General features: G+C 67.7%; 25 protein-coding genes. 6 read left to right on the forward strand and 19 right to left on the reverse strand.

Annotated elements, in window-relative coordinates:
* Positions 1-10: 10 nt before the first annotated feature.
* Complete coding sequence (gene nucS / locus LY12_RS10210) at positions 11-670, reverse strand: endonuclease NucS (protein ID WP_253855414.1); 660 nt, start codon at positions 668-670, stop codon at positions 11-13.
* 522 nt (positions 671-1,192) lie between these two features.
* On the opposite strand from nucS, the gene LY12_RS10215 reads away from it, so the two are divergent.
* The gene (locus LY12_RS10215) at positions 1,193-1,957 is read left to right on the forward strand and encodes an amino acid ABC transporter permease (RefSeq protein WP_253855416.1); all 765 of its coding nucleotides are present in this window, start codon (positions 1,193-1,195) and stop codon (positions 1,955-1,957) included.
* Positions 1,954-2,610 carry an ectoine/hydroxyectoine ABC transporter permease subunit EhuD gene (gene ehuD / locus LY12_RS10220; RefSeq protein ID WP_253855418.1) on the forward strand — a complete coding sequence of 219 codons (657 nt, stop codon included), beginning with the start codon at positions 1,954-1,956 and terminating at the stop codon, positions 2,608-2,610. The genes LY12_RS10215 and ehuD overlap by 4 nt, the downstream gene beginning before the upstream one ends.
* A 54-nt stretch (positions 2,611-2,664) precedes the next feature.
* On the opposite strand, the gene ehuB is transcribed toward ehuD, so the two are convergent.
* The gene (ehuB, locus tag LY12_RS10225; protein ID WP_253855420.1) at positions 2,665-3,567 is read right to left on the reverse strand and encodes an ectoine/hydroxyectoine ABC transporter substrate-binding protein EhuB; all 903 of its coding nucleotides are present in this window, start codon (positions 3,565-3,567) and stop codon (positions 2,665-2,667) included.
* Positions 3,568-3,639: 72 nt separating this feature from the next.
* Here ehuB and LY12_RS10230 point away from each other — a divergent pair, with 72 nt between their 5' ends.
* Entirely contained in the window at positions 3,640-4,173 is a 534-nt protein-coding gene (locus tag LY12_RS10230; protein ID WP_253855422.1) for an NUDIX domain-containing protein, read from the forward strand.
* Here LY12_RS10230 and LY12_RS10235 read toward each other — a convergent pair.
* Both LY12_RS10235 and ehuA read right to left on the reverse strand, forming a co-directional pair.
* The gene (locus LY12_RS10235) at positions 4,170-4,943 is read right to left on the reverse strand and encodes an enoyl-CoA hydratase-related protein (RefSeq protein WP_253855424.1); all 774 of its coding nucleotides are present in this window, start codon (positions 4,941-4,943) and stop codon (positions 4,170-4,172) included. The genes LY12_RS10230 and LY12_RS10235 overlap by 4 nt on opposite strands.
* A 56-nt stretch (positions 4,944-4,999) precedes the next feature.
* A complete protein-coding gene (gene ehuA / locus LY12_RS10240) occupies positions 5,000-5,770 on the reverse strand; it encodes an ectoine/hydroxyectoine ABC transporter ATP-binding protein EhuA (protein ID WP_253855425.1) in 771 nt (256 codons plus the stop codon).
* Between the two features lie 253 nt (positions 5,771-6,023).
* Between ehuA and LY12_RS10245 the strand changes: the two genes are divergently transcribed.
* Positions 6,024-6,647, forward strand: coding sequence for a LysE family translocator (locus tag LY12_RS10245; protein WP_253855427.1), 624 nt, complete (start codon positions 6,024-6,026; stop codon positions 6,645-6,647).
* 31 nt (positions 6,648-6,678) lie between these two features.
* On the opposite strand, the gene murA is transcribed toward LY12_RS10245, so the two are convergent.
* Positions 6,679-7,956, reverse strand: a complete 1,278-nt coding sequence (murA, locus tag LY12_RS10250; protein WP_253855429.1) for a UDP-N-acetylglucosamine 1-carboxyvinyltransferase — start codon at positions 7,954-7,956, stop codon at positions 6,679-6,681.
* A 142-nt stretch (positions 7,957-8,098) separates the two neighbouring features.
* On the opposite strand from murA, the gene LY12_RS10255 reads away from it, so the two are divergent.
* Positions 8,099-8,671 carry a cob(I)yrinic acid a,c-diamide adenosyltransferase gene (locus LY12_RS10255; RefSeq protein WP_253855431.1) on the forward strand — a complete coding sequence of 191 codons (573 nt, stop codon included), beginning with the start codon at positions 8,099-8,101 and terminating at the stop codon, positions 8,669-8,671.
* Between the two features lie 294 nt (positions 8,672-8,965).
* Here the strand turns inward: LY12_RS10255 and LY12_RS10260 are convergent, their stop codons facing one another.
* The 12 genes from LY12_RS10260 to LY12_RS10315 form a co-directional block, all read right to left on the reverse strand.
* A complete protein-coding gene (locus tag LY12_RS10260) occupies positions 8,966-9,400 on the reverse strand; it encodes a DUF2550 domain-containing protein (protein WP_253855433.1) in 435 nt (144 codons plus the stop codon).
* A 28-nt stretch (positions 9,401-9,428) separates the two neighbouring features.
* A complete protein-coding gene (locus LY12_RS10265; RefSeq protein ID WP_253855435.1) occupies positions 9,429-9,794 on the reverse strand; it encodes a F0F1 ATP synthase subunit epsilon in 366 nt (121 codons plus the stop codon).
* Positions 9,795-9,929: 135 nt separating this feature from the next.
* On the reverse strand, positions 9,930-11,354 hold the full coding sequence (gene atpD, locus LY12_RS10270) for a F0F1 ATP synthase subunit beta (protein ID WP_253855437.1): 1,425 nt from the start codon (positions 11,352-11,354) through the stop codon (positions 9,930-9,932).
* A gap of 3 nt (positions 11,355-11,357) precedes the next feature.
* Positions 11,358-12,308, reverse strand: coding sequence for a F0F1 ATP synthase subunit gamma (locus tag LY12_RS10275; RefSeq protein WP_253855438.1), 951 nt, complete (start codon positions 12,306-12,308; stop codon positions 11,358-11,360).
* A gap of 12 nt (positions 12,309-12,320) precedes the next feature.
* Positions 12,321-13,961, reverse strand: coding sequence for a F0F1 ATP synthase subunit alpha (atpA, locus tag LY12_RS10280; protein WP_253855440.1), 1,641 nt, complete (start codon positions 13,959-13,961; stop codon positions 12,321-12,323).
* Positions 13,962-14,022: 61 nt separating this feature from the next.
* The gene (locus LY12_RS10285) at positions 14,023-14,844 is read right to left on the reverse strand and encodes a F0F1 ATP synthase subunit delta (protein WP_253855442.1); all 822 of its coding nucleotides are present in this window, start codon (positions 14,842-14,844) and stop codon (positions 14,023-14,025) included.
* Between the two features lie 12 nt (positions 14,845-14,856).
* A complete protein-coding gene (locus LY12_RS10290) occupies positions 14,857-15,396 on the reverse strand; it encodes a F0F1 ATP synthase subunit B (RefSeq protein WP_253857278.1) in 540 nt (179 codons plus the stop codon).
* 70 nt (positions 15,397-15,466) lie between these two features.
* Positions 15,467-15,724, reverse strand: coding sequence for an ATP synthase subunit C-like protein (locus LY12_RS10295; protein ID WP_253855443.1), 258 nt, complete (start codon positions 15,722-15,724; stop codon positions 15,467-15,469).
* 59 nt (positions 15,725-15,783) lie between these two features.
* The gene (gene atpB, locus LY12_RS10300) at positions 15,784-16,575 is read right to left on the reverse strand and encodes a F0F1 ATP synthase subunit A (RefSeq protein WP_253855445.1); all 792 of its coding nucleotides are present in this window, start codon (positions 16,573-16,575) and stop codon (positions 15,784-15,786) included.
* Positions 16,576-16,890: 315 nt separating this feature from the next.
* Positions 16,891-17,394 carry a Cg1360 family ATP-synthase-associated protein gene (locus tag LY12_RS10305; protein WP_253855447.1) on the reverse strand — a complete coding sequence of 168 codons (504 nt, stop codon included), beginning with the start codon at positions 17,392-17,394 and terminating at the stop codon, positions 16,891-16,893.
* A complete protein-coding gene (locus tag LY12_RS10310; RefSeq protein WP_253855449.1) occupies positions 17,387-18,547 on the reverse strand; it encodes a glycosyltransferase family 4 protein in 1,161 nt (386 codons plus the stop codon). Before LY12_RS10310 ends, LY12_RS10305 begins: the two co-directional genes overlap by 8 nt.
* A gap of 120 nt (positions 18,548-18,667) precedes the next feature.
* The gene (locus tag LY12_RS10315) at positions 18,668-19,318 is read right to left on the reverse strand and encodes an L-threonylcarbamoyladenylate synthase (protein WP_253855451.1); all 651 of its coding nucleotides are present in this window, start codon (positions 19,316-19,318) and stop codon (positions 18,668-18,670) included.
* 102 nt (positions 19,319-19,420) lie between these two features.
* Here LY12_RS10315 and LY12_RS10320 point away from each other — a divergent pair, with 102 nt between their 5' ends.
* Positions 19,421-19,777, forward strand: coding sequence for a hypothetical protein (locus LY12_RS10320; RefSeq protein ID WP_253855453.1), 357 nt, complete (start codon positions 19,421-19,423; stop codon positions 19,775-19,777).
* Positions 19,778-19,783: 6 nt separating this feature from the next.
* Here LY12_RS10320 and prmC read toward each other — a convergent pair whose 3' ends face one another.
* Both prmC and LY12_RS10330 read right to left on the reverse strand, forming a co-directional pair.
* Positions 19,784-20,647 (reverse strand): peptide chain release factor N(5)-glutamine methyltransferase, encoded by an 864-nt coding sequence (gene prmC / locus LY12_RS10325; protein ID WP_253855455.1) that lies wholly within the window; start codon positions 20,645-20,647, stop codon positions 19,784-19,786.
* Between the two features lie 21 nt (positions 20,648-20,668).
* Entirely contained in the window at positions 20,669-21,016 is a 348-nt protein-coding gene (locus LY12_RS10330) for a MerR family transcriptional regulator (protein WP_253857280.1), read from the reverse strand.
* Positions 21,017-21,025 lie beyond the last annotated feature (9 nt).

Consider the following 21,025-nt stretch of genomic DNA (forward strand, 5'->3'; position numbering starts at 1 on the left):
CACGTTGCCGTCAGAACAACCGGAACTCGTCCGGTTCGATACCGCGAAGGTCGTCGTAGTCCAGCGTGACGCAGCGGATACCCCGGTCCTCGGCCAGCGTCCGCGCCTGCGGGCGGATCTGCTGCGCGGCGAACACGCCCTGCACCGGGGCGAGCAGCGGGTCACGGTTCAGCAGTTCGAGATACCGCGTCAGCTGCTCCACACCGTCGATCTCGCCGCGCCGCTTGATCTCCACCGCCACGGACGACCCCTCGGAATCGCGCGCGAGGATGTCGACCGGCCCGATCGCGGTCGGATACTCCCGCCGCACGAGCGAGTAGCCGTCGCCGAGCGTGGTGATGTGTTCGGCCAGCAGCTCCTGCAGATGCGCCTCCACCCCGTCCTTCTGCAGACCGGGCTCGGCACCCAGATCGTGCGAGATCTCCTCGACGATCTGGTCGATCGTGACGACCAGCTTCTCGCCGGCCTTGTTCTCCACGATCCACAGGTTGCCGTCCTCGATGAGCCAGCACGGCGGGCTCATCCAGTTCAGCGGCTTGTAGGCGCGGTCGTCGGAGTGCACCGACACCGAACCGTCCGACTTGACCAACAGCAGCCGGGTGGCCATGGGCAGGTGGGCGGTGAGACGGCCGGCATAGTCGACCTGGCACCGGGCAATGACCAAACGCACGGCGAGAGACTAGGACACACGCCACGGCACCCGTTGATGGGCCCGGCGATGGCCCGGTTCCGTCGGCCGGCGCGGGCAGCCGGTTCATCGCGATCGAGCCCAACATACGGATGACCGTCTCCGGCGCCGACAGCGAGGTCACGGATGCGCCGGACCGGACATCGCAGCCCACGTCGGGCTTGTCTTCGCCGGTCATCGCAGGATTCGACGATTTCGCGGGGCCGATTGCGATCCGCTCATCTCGCGGCGAGACCAGTGGTCCACGCCGCATACACCGCGGAGACCGGCAGGCTCACGGATATGCCGAACAGCGGGTCGACGACTCGGTCATTACCACGAAAAATCGACTTACGGGACAGCGTGAATATGACGTTCCTATATCGGTCCGCACATTCGTACGGGATTCATCCGGGCAGTCGCAACGCGCAACGGCCGGTCCCCCGTTAGTGTCTTGCGGGTGCCGGCGCTGGCCACCGCCCGTCTCAGCGGGCGTCGCGAGCAAAAGACCGACGAGAGGTGCTGATGAACGATATACCGACTGTGTGGGACTGGACGGGGAACCTGCTCGACGGTTTACGCATCACCCTGCTGGTGACGCTATTCGGCACGCTCCTCATGATCGCGATCGCCATCGTGCTGGGGCTGATGGCCCGCTCTCACCGCATCGCGGTACGGGGCGTGGCCCGCGTGGTGATCGAGTTCTTCCGCGGCACGTCGCTGCCGATTCAGCTGTTCTTCCTGTTCTTCGGCCTGCCGCTGCTCGGCCTGCGTTTCGAGCCACTGGCATGCGGCGTCATCGCGTTCGGCCTGAACTACGGCGCCTACGGCGCCGAGGTGGTGCGCGGCTCCATCAACGCGGTCCCCAAGCCGCAATGGGAAGCCGCGACGGCACTGAACCTGTCCGCGTGGCAGCGGATGACCCGCGTGATCTGGCCGCAGGCGATCCCGCTGATGATCCCGTCGATGAACAACCTGTTCATCCAGCTGCTCAAGAGCACGCCGCTGCTGTACGCCATCTCGCTGGCCGACATCATGACGAAGGCGGAGGACTTCCGTAAGGCGGGCGGTGACGCCACGCTCATGTACCTGGCGCTGATGGTGATCTACTTCGTCATGGCCTACGCGGTAACGCTGCTGTCCAATATGGCCGAGGTGATCGCCAAGACCCGACTGGGTCAGCACGCCGGACTGCGCAGCGTGTTCACCTTCAGCAAGCCGAAACCTGCCGAGGAGGCCAAGCTCGTGGACGCGAGCTCCGCGGCGGGCGGACCGGGAGGTGCCCGATGAATTTCGATCTGGAGTACGCGGGCGACATCCTGCCCGACCTGCTGGTCGCCTTCGTTCAGTACACATTGGTCGCCACCGCTCTCGGCATCGCGGTAGCGGCCGTACTCGGACTGCTGTTCGCCGTGATTCGTCAGCTCCGCATCCCGGTGGTGACGCAGCTGCTGACGGCATTCATCGAGTTCATCCGCAGCACACCCCTGCTCGTGCAGTTGTTCTTCCTGTTCTACGCATTGCCGGGCATGGGTGTCACGCTGTCGCCGATGATGGCCGGCGTGACCGGACTCGGTCTGCACTACGCGTGCTACATGGCGGACGTGTACCGGTCGGGTATCGACGCCGTCCCGCGTGGACAGTGGGAGGCGAGCGTCGCGCTGCAGCTGCCGCCACGCATGACGTGGCAGCGTGTCGTGTTGCCACAAGCGATCCGCAACGTGCTGCCGTCGCTGGGCAACTACGCGATCGCGATGTTCAAGGAAACCCCGTTCCTGGCGTTCATCACCGTGCCGGAACTGCTCCACCAGGCGCAGGAAGTCGGTGCCAACACCTACGAGTACGTCGAGCCGTTCGCACTGGCAGGCCTGATCTTCCTGGCCGCGAGCTACCCGACCGCGCTGTTGCTGCGCCGCTTGGAACGCAGGCTGGAGACACGCTGACGTGGTCCGGGGGCGTGAGCGCTGATCACGCTCACGCCCCCGGACCACGGCTGCTCAGCCCTCGGTGGCGCAGAGTTCCTCGGTGGTGGCCTTACGAGCCTCCTCTGCCGGGAAGCCCCACTTGTCCATCAGCTTCTCGAACTCGTTGCTCTCCTTGAACTTCTCCAGCTCCTTGTTGTAGTTACCGAAGAATTCCTCGTCCCCGGGCCGGAACGCCGCGCCGGAACCGGTCGTCGGGAACGCCTCGAGCGGTTCGGTGACCTCGAAACCGCCCTTCTGCTCCTTCAACTTCTCCAGAGTCAGCGTCGGAAGAAGAATCCCGTCGACCCGGCCGTCCCTCATACCCTGCAGCGCATCGGGCGCCAACGGGTAGGTCGGCAGCTTCGCATCATCGACTCCCAGTGACTTCGCGGTCTTCAACTCGAAGCTTCCCTCGAGCACCGCCACCGTGACGTCCTTGTTCTTCAGATCGTCCACCGTGGTCAGCCCCTTCGGGTTACCCTCCGGCACGGCGAACGACTCCGTCGACACGAGCACGGGCGACGAGTACTGAACCCTCGCGCACCGCGTCTTGTTCATGAACAGCCCCGCCGTCACCATGTCCCAACGGTTCGCGTCGAGACCGGGGATCATCGAGTCGTAGTCCGCCTGCACACCCTTGATGTTGTCGATGCCCATGCGCTTCAGCACGGCCTTCGCCACGTCGGGCTCGGCACCCGTGAGCTCACCGTTCTTCTTGAGCACGGTGTACGGCGGTTCGTTCGCGACCGCGAGGCGCAGCGGCTGGCCCGCATCCACCCGCTGCTGCAGGCTCTGTCCACCTTCGGACTGGCCGGTCTCGGGGTTGGTCGTCTCGCACGCACCGAGGAGCAAGCCGCCCCCGACGGCTGCGAGACCGGTCGCGGAGTGGCGCAACAAAGCCCGGCGGGAAAGGCGGTTCATCTTCGGTTCCGACACAATCTCTCCGTTCGAAAGACAACGGTTCATCGGACCCTAACCCAAACGAGTGGCTCAGGCAGAATCTTCGACATGGAACAGCTGAGCTCGCGGCAGGTGTACACGAACAACTGGATGACGGTGCGTGAGGACTCGATCCGGCGCGAGGACGGATCCGCAGGTCTGTACGGGGTCGTCGACAAACCCGACTACGCACTCGTCATCCCCTACGAGGACGGACGGTTTCATCTCGTCGAACAGTTTCGTTACCCGCTCGGTATCCGGCGCTGGGAATTCCCGCAGGGCACGGCACCCGAGCGTGCGGACGTCGAGCCGGCCGAGCTGGCCGCGCGGGAACTGCGCGAGGAGACCGGACTGGCAGCGGGTGACCTCGTCGAAATCGGGAAACTCGACGTCGCGCCCGGGTTGTCCAGTCAGCGCGGCCGGATCTTCCTCGCCACCGACCTCACCCACGGCGAGCCACAACGGGAGCACGAGGAACAGGACATGCGCGCGTCATGGTTCGAACGCACGAAGTTCGAAGGGATGATCACAGCGGGTGAGATCACCGATGCGCAGTCCGTCGCGGCATACGCGCTGCTCCAGCTGTGGGAGCAGCGCTCCTAGTCCGGCCAGTCGGGCTTGCGCTTCTCCAGGAAGGCGGCCATCCCCTCACGGGCGCCCGGAAGCTGCGACGCCGCCGCCATGACCTCGACGGAGATCCGGTACGCGTCGTCCTCGGGCCGGTCGAGCTGCGAGTACAGCGTCTGCTTGCCGAGCGCCTTGGCGGCGCGGCTGCCGCGAGTCGCCCTGCCGAGCAGCTCGGCAACCGCCTCGTCGAGCTCCGCGTCCGGCACGACGCGGTTGACCAGGCCCCAGTCCAGCGCGGTCACGGAGTCCACGACATCGCCGGTCAGCGCCATCTCCATGAGGCGTTTGCGGCCGATCGTCCTGGCCACGGGCACGGCAGGCGTGTGACAGAACCAGCCACCCTTGCCGCCCGGCAACGCGAAACCGGCCGATTCGGCCGCCACGGCGAGGTCGCACGACGCGACGAGCTGGCAACCCGCGGCCGTCGCGAGCCCGTGCACCCGCGCGATGACGACCTGCGGCACCGACTCCATGGTGTGCATCAGCTGTGTGCACACCTGCAGCAGCTCGCGCACGCCGACCAGGTCGCGCTCCGCGACGTCGCCGAAGTCGTGCCCGGCCGAGAACACCGGACCCGCCCCGGCGAGCACGATCCCGGTCGCGTCCGACTCCCCGACCTCGGTGAACGCGGCGAGCAGCTCCCGCAGGTGCTCCTCGGTCAGCGAGTTTCGCCTGCTCGCGCGGTTCATCGTGATCGTGACCGTCGCGCCGTCGCGCTTGACGAGGATGTGCTCGTACTCACCCATGAAACGACCGTATCCCGCCTCGCCGGCTCGCGGAAGCGGTGTCCGGCCGTGCGTGGTTACGAGGCTTCCCTGTCGATGACGGCGTGCAGGAACGCCTTCGTGCGTTCCTCATCGGGGTCGGTGAACAGCTTGTCCGGCGCCGCGTCCTCCACGATCTGCCCGGCGTCGAACATCATCACGCGGTCGGAGACGTCGCGCGCGAACTGCATCTCGTGCGTGACGCACAGGAACGTGATGTCGGTGGTGCTGGCGATCTCGCGCAGCACGGCCAGCACACCCGCGACCAGCTCCGGGTCCAGCGCCGAGGTGACCTCGTCGAGCAGCAGGATCTCGGGCTCCATCGCCAACGCCCGCGCGATCGCGACACGCTGCTGCTGCCCGCCCGAGAGCCGCGAGGGATGCTCGTCGACCTTGTCGGACAGGCCCACCATGTCGAGCAGCTCCTTGCCGCGCCGTTCGGCCTCGTCGCGCGACTTGCCGAGCACCCGCATCGGGGCCTCGGTGATGTTCTGCAGCACCTTCATGTTCGGGAACAGGTTGAACTGCTGGAACACCATGCCGATGCGCTTGCGGACCTGACGCAGGTGCCGCTCGTCCGCGGGGACGAGCTTGCCGCCGCGATCCATGTGGCTGAGGTACTCGTCGCCGACCTGGATCGTGCCGCCGTTGATGCGCTCCAGCGTCATCAGCAGGCGCAGGATCGTCGTCTTCCCCGATCCGCTCGGCCCGATCAGCGAGACGAACTCGCCGGGACGCACGGAGAAGCTCAGATCGCGCAGCACGATGTTGTCGTCGAACTTCTTGACGACATCGTCGAACCGGATCATCACATCCGAGCCAAGACCGGTTGATGTCTCACTCTGGGGGCACAAAACGACGCTCCAAAAGTCGGACGAGCAAAGGCATGGCGAGCAAAGCCGTAGGGTAACTCACAAGCAGGAACGCCCGCGCCCACAACGGTGATCGGCTCAACATACGGGTGCGATCACCCGTGAACCGTCGAGGGCCACCGTGAGGTGTCGGTGCCGAACACACCTGCGCTGCCCGGCCGCCTCCGGCCATGACCTACCGTGGAACGTCGTGACGTGGAGTGCCTACAGCAGCTACCTGGTCCTGACGATCCTGGTCGTGATCGCACCGGGGCCCGACACCGTGGTGACGCTCAAGAACGCCTTCGCAGGCGGACTCCGGGGCGGCCTGACGGCCACCTTCGGTATCGCCGTCGGCAACCTCGTCCAGGGCACCCTCGTCGCACTCGGACTCGGCACGCTGATCGTGCAGTCGCAGCCGGTGTTCACGACGATCCGCTGGGCCGGCGTCGTCTACCTCTGCTACCTGGGCATTCAGGCACTCCGGTCGGCCTGGCGCGGCGACTACGCCGCGATGGACGCCCAGGGAGCGGACGTGAGCACGTTCCGCCGGTGGCGCGAGGGCTTCCTGTCCAACGTCACGAACCCGAAGGTGCTGGCGCTGTATCTGTCGGTGCTGCCGCAGTTCCTCGACCCGGTGACGAGCACGCCGCTGCACGCACTCCTGCTCGCCTACACGGTGGCCGTGCTGGGTGCGGTGTGGCTGGTCCTGCTGCTGATGTTCGTGCACCGCGTCCGCGCCTGGCTGAGGCGCCGGCGCGTGCGCCGTGGGCTCGACATCGCGACCGGCGGCACACTCATCGGCTTCGGCGTCTCCCTCGCGGCGGCCGGCTGACCCCGCCGGATCACGACGTCGACGGGCCCGCTCAGGCGCCGTCCGGCCCCGGGCCGCCGACCCGGTCGATGCGCGCACCGAGCCGGTTGAGGTTCTCCACGAAGTGCGGATAGCCGCGGTCGATGTGGAACACGTCCCACACCCCCGTGATCCCGTCTGCGCACAGGCCCGCCAGCACCAGGCCCGCGCCCGCGCGGATGTCGGACGCCCACACGGGCGCACTCGACAGCTGGTCCACCCCGCGTACGACGGCGTGATGGCCGTCCGTCCGCGCGTCGGCACCGAGCCGCACCATCTCCTCGATGAAGCGGAATCGCGCCTCGTAGACGTTCTCCGTGATCATGGACGTGCCGTCGGACACCGACGACAGCGCGACCGCGAACGGCTGCAGGTCGGTGGCGAAACCGGGATACGGCAACGTCACGAAGTCGACCGACTGCGGCCGCTCCGGCTGCTGAACACGGAAGCCCTTGCCGTCATAGGTCGTCACCTCGGCACCTGCCAGGCGCAGCTTCTCCAGGACGAGTTCGAGGTGGTGCGGGTCGACCCCTTTGACGGTCACGTCACCCCGGGTCATCGCGGCCGCGAACGCCCAGGTCGCGCCGACGATCCGGTCACCGATCACGCGGTGTTCGGTCGGCTTGAGCTCCGCCACGCCCTCGACGGTCAACGTCGACGTGCCCGCGCCCTCGATCCGAGCGCCCATCTCGCCGAGCATCGCCGCGATGTCGGCGATCTCCGGCTCCCGAGCGGCGTTGTCGATCACCGTCGTGCCCTCGGCGAGGACGGCCGCCATGAGGATGTTCTCGGTGGCACCGACGCTGGGGAAGTCGAGCCAGATCTGCGCCCCGTGCAGTCCCTCGGCCTGCGCGACCACGCAGCCGTGCTCGATCGCACTGGTCGCGCCGAGTTTGCGAAGTCCGTTCTGGTGCATGTCCAGCGGCCGCGAGCCGATCGCGTCCCCGCCAGGCAGCGCCACGACGGCCTTCTTCAGCTTGCCGACCAGTGGCCCCAGCACACAGACCGAGGCCCGCAGCTTGCTCATCGCGCTCGAGGACGCCTCGTGCGACAGCTCCGCGGGGGTGGTGATGCGCACCACGTCGTCCTCGATCTCGACGTGGCAGCCGACGCTGCGCAACACGTCGGCCATCAGCGGCACGTCGAGGATCCGCGGGCAGTTCGTGATCGTGGTCGTGCCCTCCGCGAGCAGCGCCGCCGCCATCAGCTTCAGCACGCTGTTCTTGGCTCCGACGACCTCGACCTCGCCGGTCAGGCGCGCTCCGCCATGTACGTCGAAGTGCTCGCTCATGCGGACATCTTGCCCGTCCGAGTCACGCACTCTGCGCAGGGGCATGCTTACGGCAAGGATGGTCACAATTCGGCCACGGCCGAAACGGATGATCTCCGCCCGACGATGCCCCGCACACCGGAACCTGACGTAGCCTCGTCGCATGTCTGTCCGGATCAACCGCGTGTACACCAAGGTCGGCGACACCGGCACCACCGCCCTCGGCGACGGTTCCCGCGTCGCCAAGACCGACCCGCGCCTCGGCGCCTACGCCGACGTCGACGAGACGAACTCCGTCATCGGCGTCGCGATCGCCCTCGGCGGCCTGTCCGACGAGGTCGCCGACGTGCTCCGCGGGGTGCAGAACGACCTGTTCGACGTCGGCGCGGACCTGTGCTCCCCCATCACCGCCGACCCGGAGTACCCGCCGTTGCGCGTGACGGAGCCCTACATCGAACGACTCGAAGGCTGGTGCGACGAGTTCAACGAACGCCTCGGCAAGCTGACCTCGTTCATCCTGCCCGGCGGCACCGCGGGCGCTGCCCTGCTGCACCAGGCACGCACCGTCGCCCGGCGCGCGGAGCGGTCGGCATGGGAGCTCGCGGAAGCCGACCCGGACCGCACCAACACCCTCGCGGTGAAGTACCTCAACCGCCTGTCCGACCTGCTGTTCATCCTCGCCCGGCTGGCCAACCCGGACGGCGACGTCCTGTGGCAACCGGGCGGCGGCCGCTGAGCACGGTCTCGGGACCTGCTCTGGGGGACGACTCCGCCCGTCGCTCAGAGCAGGTCGTCGGCCATCACGCCTTTCGGCGATGCGACCAGCCCCGGAATCCGAGCGCGCGTGACGCAGCCGCGCAGGAGCGCGCGTTGAGTAAGAGGTGGCCGGGTGACGAGTGGGAGCGGAGCACGCGAGAGGGTGCAGTCGCGCGGCAGCGCGTCGCCGAGAGGTGGTGGCCGGGCGACGTGCGAACGCAGGACACGCGGTCCTAAACGCAGAACACGCGTGTCCGAACGCAGGACACGCGTGTCAGGAGGCGCGGCGGATGCGCCTTCCGGGCGGGGCGGATTCGAGCCAGGACAGGAACCCGGTCAGCGCATCCGGGCCCATCGCCACCTCGATGGGCTCACCGCGCGCAGGTTGGCAGCGCAACACGGTCGAACCGGACGGGACGGCATAGGACTCGGTGCCGATGGGATCACGCCGATCCGCGATCTCCAGCCCCTCCCGAGCCAGTACCCGGTCCGGGCCGCTGCGCAGGCTCCACACGCGATACCAGAGGAACTGCTCGCCGTGGTAACGCGCGATCCCCAGGTGCCAGCCGGAACGCTCCCGGTCGGGGTCCCAGCGCAGCGCCACGCTCACACCGCCACGGCGGCGCATCGCGACCCAACGCAGGCCGTACCAGAGCGCGAAGACGAGCAGGACCAGCAGGAGGGCTAAGACCACGATCGCTGCGTCCACGGCCACTCGCCTCTGCTGGTCTCGCCTGTCAGACCGACTGGCCGGCTGCGCGGAGTTTCGCGGTCGCTCTCTCGCGTTCCACCTCGTCGTCGTCGGTCAGCGCCGCCCGCGCGGCTTCGACGTCGACTTCCTCGCCCAGCTCGGCGCTCTCGGCGAGGACGCTCACACGCTCGGCGGTCACTGAAAGGAAACCACCGTGCACCGCGGCCGTCACGGTGTCGCCTGCCGTCGTCGTCACCTTGACCACACCGCCCTCGACCATTTGGCCGAGCATCGGCTCGTGGCTCGGCAAAATGCCGATCTCGCCTTCGGTGGTCTGCGCAACGACGAACGAGGCCTGGCCGGACCACAGCCGCCGTTCGACGGCGACCAACTCGACGGACATCTCAGCCACGTGGGGTCTCCTTCTCCATCAGCGCTGGCGCCAGTGTAACCGCCACGCCGTTCTTGCCAGGGGTGAGTACGGAAGCGACGGGACCGGAAGTCTCCCGGCCCCGTCGCACCGTATGTGTCGCTCGAGTTCAGCCGGTCATTTACCGGTGAGCTCGTGGTACTTCTTCTCGAGGTCCTCGAGGCCACCGATGCCCAGGAACGCCTGCTCCGGGTAGTGGTCGAAGTCGCCCTGCGCGATCTTGCCGAACGCCTCGACGGTCTCGGTCACCGGCACGGTCGAACCGGGCTGGCCCGTGAAGACCTCCGCGACGAGCATGTTCTGCGAGAGGAAACGCTCGATGCGGCGGGCACGCTGCACCGTGAGCTTGTCCTCTTCGGACAGCTCGTCCATACCGAGGATCGCGATGATGTCCTGCAGCTCCTTGTACTTCTGCAGGATCCGGATGACCTCGGAGGCCACGCGGTAGTGCTCGTCACCGACGATCGCCGGGTCCAGGATCGTGGAGCTCGACGCCAGCGGGTCCACCGCGGGGAAGATGCCCTTCTGGAACACGCCACGCGAGAGCTCGGTGGTGGCGTCGAGGTGGGCGAACGTGGCCGCCGGAGCCGGGTCGGTGTAGTCGTCGGCCGGCACGTAGACCGCCTGCATCGAGGTGATCGAACGACCCTTGGTCGAGGTGATCCGCTCCTGCAGCACACCCATCTCGTCCGCCAGCGTCGGCTGGTAACCCACGGCGGAGGGCATCCGGCCCAGCAGGGTCGAGACCTCCTGGCCCGCCTGCGTGAACCGGAAGATGTTGTCGATGAACAGCAGCACGTCCTGGTTCTGGACGTCACGGAAGTACTCGGCCATCGTCAGCGCGGACAGCGCGACGCGCATACGCGTGCCCGGCGGCTCGTCCATCTGGCCGAACACGAGGGCCGTGTTGTCGATGGTGCCGTCCTCGCTCAGCTCGAGGAACATGTCGGTGCCCTCACGCGTGCGCTCGCCGACACCGGCGAACACCGAGCTACCACCGAAGTTCTTGGCAATACGGGTGATCATCTCCTTGATCAGCACCGTCTTGCCCACACCGGCACCGCCGAACAGACCGATCTTGCCACCCTGCACGTACGGGGTGAGCAGGTCGATGACCTTCAGGCCGGTCTGCAGCACCTGCGTACGGCCTTCGAGCTGGTCGAACGCCGGCGGGTTGCGGTGGATGCTCCAGTGCTCCATGTCGGAGCCGTAGCCCGGCTCGTCGAGGCACTCGCCGAGGGCGTTGTACACGTGGCCCTTGACCTTGTCGCCGACCGGCACGGAGATCGCTCCGCCCGTGTCGGTGACCTCGGCGCCACGCACCAGACCGTCCTGCGGTGCGAGCGAGATCGCACGGACCAGGTTGTCGCCGAGATGCTGCGCGACCTCGAGGGTCACGGTCTTGCGGAGATCGGCGAACTCGATCTCGGCTTTGAGCGCGTTGTTGAGCTCGGGGATGTGGCCGCGCGGGAATTCCACGTCGACGACCGGACCGGTCACCGAGACGATGCGCCCCTTGACGGCAGCTTCAGTGCTAGTCATAGCTCAGTCATCACTTCCTACTGCGGCGAGCGCATCCACTCCGCCGACGATTTCGCTGATCTCCTGGGTGATCTGGGCCTGGCGGGCCTGGTTCGCCAGCCGGGTGTAGGTCTCCACGAGCTCGCTGGCGTTGTCCGACGCCGCCTTCATGGCGTTCCGCTGGGCCGCAAGCTCGGATGCCGCCGCTTCCAGCAACGCCGCGAAGATCCGCGTGTTGATGTACTTCGGCAACAGGGTGCCGAGCAGCGCCTCCGCGTTCGGCTCGAAGTCGTACGCCGGTGCGACCCCACCGCCTTCCGCGGCGGCACCGTCCTCACCGTCGGCGTACTCGACCTCCAGCGGCGCCATCCGCTTGGCCACCGGTGTCTGCGTCAGCATGGACCGGAACTCGGTGTAGACGATGTGGAGTTCGTCCACGCCCAGCATCCCGTCGGGGCCCGCGTTGCCGCCCTCGTCGTCACCACCGGCGAGGAACGCCTCGACCAGGGTCTCGCCGACCTCCGCCGCGTTCTCGTAGTGCGGCTGCTGGGAGAACCCGGTCCAGCTGCCGGACATCTCCCGGCCGCGGAACGTGTAGTAGTTCACACCCTTGCCGCCGATGACGTAGAGCTGTGGGTCCTTGCCCTGTTCACGCAGGAGCGAGAGGAGCTCCTCGGTGGCCCGCAGGACGTTGGCGTTGTAGCCACCGCACAGCCCCTTGTCACTGGTCACGACGAGCACGGCGACCCGACGTACCGGTTCGCGCTCGACCAGGAGCGGGTGGTCCAGGTTCGAGGACGCGGTCGCCAGCGCGGAGAGCACCTCGGTGATCTCCGTCGCGTACGGACGCGCGGCCTCGACCCTCGCCTGCGCCTTGCTGATGCGCGAGGTGGCGATGAGTTCCATCGCCTTGGTGATCTTGCCGATGTTCTTGGTGGACCGGATCTTCGACCGGAGCTCACGAAGCTGTGCCATGGCTACCGCCCACTACTTCTTCGGAGCCGGACGGTTCACCTTCACGGATTCCTGTCCGACCTTCTCGGCGTCCATCGCGTCGGCCTCGACCTCGCCCAGCTGGTTGCCTTCCGAGGTGGTGAAGCCCTTCTTGAACTCGGTGGCGGCGGCGGCGACCTTCTCGGCCAGCTCGTCGTTCCACTGCCCGGTGTCGCGGATCTCCGCCAGGACGTCCTCGTGCTTGTGCCGCATGTTCTCGAGCAGCTCGGTGTTGAACCGCGCGGCGTCCTCGACGGGGACGTCGTCGAAGTGCCCGTTGGTGCCGAGGTAGACGGTGACGACCTGCTGCTCGACCGGAACCGGCGAGTACTGCGGCTGCTTGAGCAGCTCGTACAGGCGGACACCACGGTCCAGCTGGGCCTTCGAGGCCGCGTCGAGGTCGGAGGCGAAGGCGGAGAACGCCTTGAGCTCCTCGTACTGCGACAGGTCGATACGGAGCGTACCGGCGACCTTCTTCATGGCCTTCGTCTGCGCGTCACCACCGACTCGCGACACCGAGGTCGTGGTGTCGACGGCCGGACGCTGGCCCGAGTTGAACTTGTCCGACTGGAAGAAGCACTGCCCGTCGGTGATCGAGATGACGTTCGTCGGAATGTAGGCCGAGATGTCGTTGGCCTTCGTCTCGATGACAGGCAGCCCCGTCAGCGAACCGCCGCCCAGCTCGTCCGAGAGCTTGGCGCAGCGCTCGAGCAGGCGCGAGTGCAAGTAGAAGACGTCACCGGGGAACGCCTCGCGGCCCGGCGGACGACGCAGCAGCAGCGAGATCGCTCGGTAGGCCTCGGCCTGCTTGGTCAGGTCGTCGAAGACGATCAGGACGTGCTTGCCCTGGTACATCCAGTGCTGGCCGAGGGCCGAACCCGAGTACGGCGCCAGCCACTTGAAGCCGGCCGGGTCGGAAGCCGGGGCGGCGACGATGGTCGTGTACTCCAGGGCACCCGCGTCCTCGAGGGACTTGCGCACCGCGGCGACCGTCGAGCCCTTCTGGCCGATGGCGACGTAGATGCAGCGGACCTGCTTGTCCGGGTCGCCGCTCTCCCAGTTCGCCTTCTGGTTGATGATCGTGTCGATGCAGACCGCGGTCTTACCCGTCTTGCGGTCGCCGATGATCAGCTGACGCTGGCCGCGGCCGATCGGCGTCATCGCGTCGATGGCGGTGATACCGGTCGCCAGCGGTTCGTCGACCGGCTGCCGCTCGACCACCGAGGCTGCCTGCAGCTCCAGGGCGCGGCGCTCGTCCGACTCGATGTCGCCGAGGCCGTCGATCGGGGCGCCGAGCGGGTCGATGACGCGACCGAGGAAGTTCTCACCGACCGGCACCGACAGGATCCGCCCCGTGCGCTTGACCTCCTGGCCCTCTTCGATCTTCTCGAAGTCGCCGAGCAGCACCACGCCGATCTCACGCGGCTCCAGGTTCTGCGCAACGCCGTAGACGCCGCCGGGGAACTCCAGCAGCTCGTTGGCCATGGTCGACGGCAGGCCCTCGACGTGGGCGACACCGTCACCGGTGTCGACGACGACGCCGACCTCTTCCCGGCTTACCTCCGGGGAGTAACTCGAGACGTAGTTCTCGATCGCACTGCGGATCTCATCCGAGGAGATCGTCAGCTCCGTCATGTCGTTCCCGCTCTCACTTCGTGTCTTGCCACTGTGCAAAGTTTGTCTTGCGTCCGCGCCGTCAGCTCGCGAGCTGCCTGCGCAACGCCTCGATGCGACCCGCGACGCTTCCGTCGATGACCTCGTCGCCGACGCGGACGACGAGCCCGGCACCCACCTTGTCGTCGACCTCGACGTGCAGGGCCAGCCTGCGCCCGTAGATCTGCTCGAGCCGCGCGGTCAGCTGCTCCCGCTGACCGCCGGTCAGCGCGGTGGCGCTCCTGACGTACGCGACCGACTTCGAGCGGTACGCCGCGGCTTGCTCGACGAGCGCGTCGATACCGGTCGCGATGCCACGTCCACCCGGACGTGCCACGACCTGTTCGGCAAGTACGAGCGTGACCGCGTCGACCTTCTCGCCGACCAGACCGCGCAACAGCGACCGTCGTCCGGCGACGGAACCGACCTGGTCGGCCAGCGACCGCTCCAGTTCCGGCTCCGCTTCGACGATACGGGCGAGCTGGAACAGCTCCGCCTCGACCGTGTCCAGTTTCCCGGCCTTGTCGGCGCTGATCAGCAGCGCCTTGCGGGCGACGGTCTCCAGGCCGTCCAGCAGCTCACGCGGGCTGGACCAGCGGCTGCCCACCACGGTGTCGAGCACGCCGAGGGCGGGTTCGGACACCTTGCCTTGCAGCAACGACCTGACGAGCCGCTTGCGGGCCTCGGGATCGGACGAGCCGTCGCCGACGGCCCGCCGCAACCCCACCTCCCTGGTGAGCAGTTCCACCACGGAGAGCAGCTCTTCCCCGACGGCGGACGGGTTCGTGCCCGCATCGCCGAGCACCTCGTCGAGACGGGTCTCGGCGAAGCCAAGAGCGTCCCGGCTCGCAGCATGCAGCGTCATGTGCGCCTACTCCTAGTTCCTGGCTCCGGCGCCGTCGGCACCGGCGTCGAGTTCGGCGAGGAACCGGTCGACGGTGCCGCGCCTGCGGGCTTCGTCTTCCAGCGACTCACCGACGATCCGGCTGGCCAACGCCACCGAGTTGCGGCCGAGGTCGGCGCGCAGCTCAGCGACGAGCTGCGCACGTTGCTGCTGCAGCTGCGCCTCGCCCTGAGCGACGATCCGGCTCGCTTCCTGCTCCGCCTCGGTACGCAGTTCCGCCTTGATCGTCTCGGCCTCGAGCCGTGCGTCGTCGCGGATCTTGGCGGCCTCGGACCGCGCCTCGGCCAGCTGCGCCTTGTACTGCTCCAGCGCCTGCTCGGCTTCGGCCTGAGCCTTCTCCGCCTTCTCGATACCGCCCTCGATCTTGGCGGCCCGCTCCTCGTATAGCTTCTCGAAGCGAGGTACCGCGTACTTCCACAGCACCCACACGAGGATCAGGAACGCGACCAGACCGAGGATCATCTCGCCGACGTGCGGCAGGACTGGGCTCGGCTCCTCCGCCGCGAGAATCATCGCCTTGTTCAACACCACGTCTCCCTATCGACGTCCGGTCGATTCAACCACCGGAATGACCGATGTCGAATCAGCCACCGGAAGCGATGAAGTAGATGACCAGGCCGATCAGCGCGAGCACCTCGGTGAGCACGAAGGTGGTCCAGGCGATACCCATCAGCTTGCCCTGGGCCTCGGGCTGGCGGGCGGTGCCCTGAATGACCGCTGCCCAGATCAGGCCCACACCGATACCGGGGCCGATGGCGCCGAGGCCGTAGCCGATCGCGGCGAGACCCGGGTTGATGTTGGCTGCAGCCTCGGAGGCCTGCGCGAGAACAATGTTGCTCACTTGCACTTCCCTTTCAACTCGTTCCGCAGGATGCGGATCGGGGCTTGTCGTTATCTCTCTCAGTGGTCCGCGGCCAGAGCCGCGCCGATGTAGCCCGCGGAGAGCACCGCGAACACGTAGGCCTGGATCACCTGGATCAGCGCCTCGACAAAGGTCAGCACGATGGCGAAAGCGAACGCGACGGCCGAACCGGCCTTGAGCACGCCGCCCGCCTCGAGCAGCAGATACTCGCCACCCATGGCGAAGACCATGAGAATCAGATGGCCTGCGAACATCGCTGCGAAAACTCGAATCGCCAGCGTGATCGGGTTCATCAGGAACTTCTGGAAGAACTCGATCGGGGTCAGCAGAAGGTAGATCGGCTTCGGCACACCCGCCGGGAGCAGCTGATTCTTCAGGTATCCGCCGACGCCGTGCCTGCGCATGCCGACGATGTGGTACACGGGATAGACGACCAGCAACGACAGCGCCAACGGGAATCCGATGTGCGAGAACGTCGGGAACTGGACGACCGGAATGATCCCGAAGATGTTGTTGACCAGCACGAACGTGAAGAGGCCGAGAATCAGCGGGATGAACGGCCGGAAGTCCTGGGATCCGATCTGTTCCCGGGCGATGTTGTTGCGGCCGAAGTCGTAGACGGACTCGGCGGCAAACTGGAACTTGCCGGGAACCACACTCAGCTTCCGCGTGGCAAGCAGGAAGAAGGCCGCGATGATGACGGCCGACAACACCACGAGCACCATGGGCTTCGTGACGAACGTGCCCTCGCCGAAGAGAGGAGGCAGGTTGAAGCTTCCGGCACCGGGGGGATTGAACTCGCCACCTGCGGCTGATACCAGCGCGCCCAATTGGGCTCCTTCCGGTTCTCCCGGCCGGCGTTAACTCCGCCGGGGGAATCGTCACGATCTGGGCTTAACGTACCCGACACGAATCGGATACTCGGAAGCGGTACCACCTGGCGTAGTAGGACCCGCTCCCGCACCCCGAGTGTGATCACTCATCGAGGCGGTCAGACGCCGGCAACATCGGTCGGCATGCTCGCACTCGTTCGAGATACACCCCGGAAACGGGTCGGACCGCCTCCGTTGGGCGGGACCATATCAGCTGCCCGCACGTCGCCGTACGCCTGTACTCCTAAAGCCCGGACCGCCGCTGTGTGCTGGTCAGGAACTGCTCTCCGGGATGATCGTCGGGATCTTGGTCCGCTGGAAGGCGAGCACCTCGGAACCCGCCCACACCAGAACCACGGCGAGGAAGGTGAAGGCGAGCGCGTACGAGTGCAGCGCCGAGATGCCACCGAGCAGCGTCATCGCAGCGAAAAGCACCAGCAGCTTCAGGATGTAACCGCCCAGTGAGACGGCCATCACCGCCATCGGTTGCATCCCCGACGTCTTGCGCATCAGCCACAGCGTGACCAGCGACGACGAGAAGCCGAGCACGCCACCCACGAGCGCACCCCAGAGGCCGGTCAGCCCGACCCACACGGTGGCTACGACGGCGCCGAGCACCACGGTGCCAGCGGCAGGCCAGACGGCGATCCGCAGCATGTTGTCGGCGAGTCGGATCACCTGCTGTGCGTGCGGGCTGCGTCCTGCCCCCGCGGTGCGGTCCGCGCCCTCTACTCCGCCGACGGCTTGGCCGTCGACACTGTTGTTGCTCTCAGTCACGTGACACTCCCTGGTTTCGGGATTTCAGTCTAGGAACCACCGAGATGGCGGCTGCGACGAGCAGGCCGAAACACGTGATCCAGAACACGGCGGAGGTGTCGAACAGGGTCACCGTGACCGCCCCGAACGCCAGCAGCCCCGCCCACAGGTAGATCAGCAGCACGGCGCGGCGCTGCGAGTGGCCGATCTCGAGCAGCCGGTGGTGCAGGTGCATCTTGTCGGCCGCGAACGGGCTCTCGCCCCGGCGGGTTCGCCGCACGACGGCCATCACGAGGTCCAACAGAGGCAGGAACAGCACCGCGGCCACCACGAACAGCGGAGACAGCAGCGCGACGACATCGGTCGCGTCGAACGAGGTGTAGTTGATCTTCCCGGACGCCGATGTGCTGGCCGCGGCCAGCATGAGACCGATCATCATCGACCCGGAATCGCCCATGAAGATCTTCGCGGGCTGGAAGTTGTGGGGCAGGAAGCCCAGGCAGGCGCCCGCCAGCGTCGCGGCGATCAGCGCGGGCGGGTAGGTCCCGACGTCCCCGCCGGACGAGGCGAGCAGACCGAGCGAGAACGCACACGTCGCGGCGGCGGCGATGAGCCCGAGGCCACCCGCCAGCCCGTCGAGGCCGTCGACGAAGTTCATCGCGTTGACCATCACCACGACGAGCAGCACCGCGAGCAGCCCGCCCTGGTTGCGGTCGAGGATCAGCACCTGGCCGAGCGCTTCCCCCTCGCCGCCCCACGGGACCCAGAACGAGACCCACTGGAGTCCGAACAGCACCAGAATGCCCGCGCACATGACCTGGCCCGCGAGTTTCGTCCACGCGTCGAGCTCGAACCGGTCGTCGAGCGCGCCGATGAGCACGATCACCGCGCCGCCGATGAGCACCGCCAGCGGGTCGTAGGAGTACTCGAACGCGCGCCGCAACACGGGCAGCTGGTGCGCCAGCGCCATCCCGCCGACGACGCCGAAGTACATCGCGAGCCCGCCCATGCGCGGGATGGGCACCACGTGCACGTCCCGCTGCCGCGGGACGGCGACGGCGCCCGACTTCATGGCGAACTTCCGCACGAGCGCGGTGAGCAGGAACGTCACGGCCGCGGACACGAGCGCGACCAGGATGTACTCGCGGATGGGCAGACCCGCCGTCGGAGTCACGGGCGCCCCGTTCCGGTGACACCCCGGGGCCCGGCCATGCGGTGGTCTCCGGGGATCCGGTGGGCCCCGGCCAGTCGGTGGGAGGTCACGGCGGGCAACGCTATCGCCATGCCGACGACGTCACTCCTGCGGGCCGAGTTCGACGCCGAGTACCTCGGACACCGCGGCGGCGGTCACGGCACCTTCCCGCAGCATCACGGGCGCCGGACCGGTCAGATCGACGATCGTGGACGGCACCGGCTCACCACTGGGACCGCCGTCGAGGTACACCGACACCGATTCGCCCAGCTGGTCCTTGGCCTCCTGCGCGTTGGCGGCCGCGGGTTTGCCGGAGACGTTGGCGCTGGAGACGGCCATCGGGCCGACCTCGCGGAGCAGCTCGAGCGCCACCGGGTGCAGCGGCATCCGGAGCATCACGGTGCCGCGGGTGGTGCCGAGGTCCCAGTTCAGGCTCGGCGCGTGCGGCAGCACGATCGACAGGTCGCCGGGCCAGAACGCCTCGATGAGGGCGCGCGCCTGCTGCGGCACCCCGAGCACGAGCCCGTCCACTGTGGACCACGAGCCGACGAGCACGCCGACCGGCATGTCGGGTCCTCGGTGCTTGGCCTGCAGAAGTGCGCGTACGGCGGCGGAGTCGAAGGCGTCCGCACCGATGCCGTAGACGGTGTCGGTGGGCAGCACCACGAGCCGCCCCGAACGGACCGATGCGGCCGCGGCCTTGAGTCCGTCGGTGCGGGCATCCGGGTCGCTGCAGTCGTAGACCACGCTCATGACCGCAGCTTAGACCCGCCGGTGCCGACCGTTCGCAGCGGCGGTCGGCGCCGGCGAAAAGCCCACCGGCGGCGCACCTCGTGCGGCTCCACCGGCGTCGTGATGGACTGGACGTCGATGATGACGCCGCCCGAGGGAGCCGACGAACACGGTGACGCCCGGAGCTGGCGGGGTCTCGCCGGGTTCGGACGGACGCTGCTGGTCCTGCTGCCGCTGTTCGCGGCGCACGTGCTGCTCGACATCACTGCGCTGAGCGGCGGGCTCATGACGGTCGTGTTCTGGCCGTTGATGCTCGTCGGCTATGTCCTGGTCACCCTGCTCGTCTGGCTTGCGGGGAGGCATGACCCGAGATGGTCGGCGGGTAAGGCGGTGCTCACCGGAGTCATGGTCTATCTGTTCGTCGCCGTCCTGCTTTCGGCCACCGCACTCGCGTTTCTCAACGAGGGGCTGACGCGGTAGCGCGTCTCACCCCCGCAGTGCGGTGGCGAACCGCGCGCGGCCCGCGAGGTCCTGGTGATCGGCCACGTCCGACAGCACCTTCCGCGCGCGCAGCAGTTCCGGCACGGCGCCGCCGTGGGTGTCGTCGTGTTCCATCGCCACGCCGCCGCCGGGTTTGAGCAGCCGTGCGGCCATGCCGACCACGTGCCGGATGACGGCAAGCCCTCCCCCGGGTGCGAACACGGCCTGCGGCGGGTCGTGGTCGGCGACCTCGCGCGAGACGTCCGTGCCTTCGGGGACGTACGGCGGGTTGCACAGCACCAGGTCGACGAGCCCGTCGAGTTCGGCGAACACGGTCGGATCGGTGACGTCGCCGGAGTACAGCCGGACGGGCGTGTCACCCGCCGTGGCGCGGGCGTCGGCGTTGTGCCGCGCCCAGGCGAGCGCGGTGGGGTCGTTGTCGACGGCGTAGACCACCGCGTCGGGACGAGCATGGGCGACGGCCAGTGCGAGCGCGCCCGAACCCGTGCACAGGTCGACGACCACGGGGTACTCGCGCCCCTTCAACAGCTTCAGTCCCCATTCGAGGAGCAGCTCGGTCTCCGGACGCGGCACGAACACCCCGGCGCCGACGTCGACGGTGATGTCGCCGAGGGCTGCCCAGCCGGTGAGGTGCTGCAGCGGCACTCGCTTGGCACGCTGTTCGACGACGCGGCGCATCGACTCGACCACGGGCGGATCGACCAGCGGTGTCAGGGGGAGCCGGCCACGGTCGATCCCCAGCACGTGGGCCGCGATGAGCTCCGCGTCGTTACGCGCCGAGGCCACACCGGCCTGCTCGAGGATGCGCGTCGCCTCCAGGATCGCCAGGCGGAGAGGCTGTCTGTTCACCCTTCTACCCTGGCATATTCGTCAGCCTCCGGGCGGGACGTACCCCGCGAGTGCGGCTCGGGTGCGCCGCATCGACGCGATCGCCTCGTCCATGGCCGCCAGTTCCCGGTGGAGGGTTGCGACGAGCTCGGGGCACAGCTCGAGTTGCGGCTCCTCCCCCTCGGCGCACGGCAGCACCGTCCGGATCACCTCGGTCGACAGGCCGGCGGCGAGCAGCGCCCTGATCTGCCGGACGGTGGTGACAGCCCCTTCGTCGTAGGTGCGATACCCGTTGGCTCCGCGGCGCGCGCCGATCAGCCCCTGGTCCTCGTAGTACCGCAGCAGGCGCGGGCTGACCCCCGTACGCCTCGCGAGTTCCCCGATCAGCACCGCGTTCCC

This window comes from Prauserella alba (genome assembly GCF_024171735.1).
Classification (GTDB): Bacteria; Actinomycetota; Actinomycetes; order Mycobacteriales; family Pseudonocardiaceae; genus Prauserella; species Prauserella alba.